The sequence below is a fragment of the Kitasatospora sp. NPDC058032 genome (genome assembly GCF_042885845.1).
Classification (GTDB): Bacteria; Actinomycetota; Actinomycetes; order Streptomycetales; family Streptomycetaceae; genus Kitasatospora.
The window spans coordinates 1,680-2,482 of the sequence record NZ_JBHVRK010000068.1 but is presented as its reverse complement, the minus strand read 5'-3'; the positions used below and the strand labels follow the sequence as shown (position 1 = coordinate 2,482).

Below are 803 nucleotides of genomic sequence, written 5' to 3'. Positions count from 1 at the left end.
GGCTCACCCCGAGGGCGCGGGCCACCTGTGCCTTGGACAGCTGAGCCTGCTCGCGCAGGGCGCGGCGGGCTTCGGGTTCCGGGAGGTCGGCCTGGGGGGTGACGGAGTGGAGGAGGGAGTCGATCGCGTCGAAGTCGCTCACCGGAACGCTCCCTTCAGATGTAGGTGACGGGGTTGCGGGAGAGGTGCGGGACCTGGGTGGCGCGGCCGACGCGGTCGTCGCCGCGTTGCAGTTCTCCTTCGAGGGCGTAGCGGTCGCCGGGTTTGGAGATCCCGGTGATCTTCGCGACGGCCAGGACCGTGCCCTCGGTGTTGATGATCTGTACCTCGTCCTGGGAGAGCGCGCGGTCGGCGTTGAACTTCCAGATGCCGCGGCCGGTCTCCCAGACTTCGTCCTCGCTCATGCCGGGGCGCCATCCGATGGTGGATCGCCCGAGCCTGTCATCGGGGTCCGCCTCGCGCTCGGGGCCGATCTGGATCTGCAACACCTGCCCACCTCCTGGAGGCTGAACTGTTCAACTTGTCACCAAGTTACCACCCTTCCATATAACTTTACAACAAGTTAAAAAGTAGTCGGCTCGCTGGCGTCGCCCGTCCCGGCCCGCGGCACTCCCGCGTGGGCGCCCTTCTACGAGCGGGCGGACACTATCTCCCCCGAAGCCTGTGAGCGAGGGGTCTTGGCTCCGACCTCGCCCGCCGCGACGGTTCGAGGGTCGACTGCTTCCAGAGGCGAGCCCACCCGGTAGGGGCACTCGGGGTCGTCGGGCTGGTTGGGGCGGTCATGCGGCAGCAAGTAGAACGTA

General features: G+C 67.4%; 2 protein-coding genes. Both read right to left on the bottom strand.

Annotated elements, in window-relative coordinates:
* Nucleotides 1–155: 155 nt before the first annotated feature.
* Complete coding sequence (locus ACFVUH_RS37290; protein WP_387918084.1) at nt 156–488, bottom strand: hypothetical protein; 333 nt, start codon at nt 486–488, stop codon at nt 156–158.
* A 140-nt stretch (nt 489–628) separates the two neighbouring features.
* The coding region (locus ACFVUH_RS37285) for a DUF6009 family protein (RefSeq protein ID WP_387918085.1) at nt 629–803 on the bottom strand (175 nt) is incomplete at its 5' end.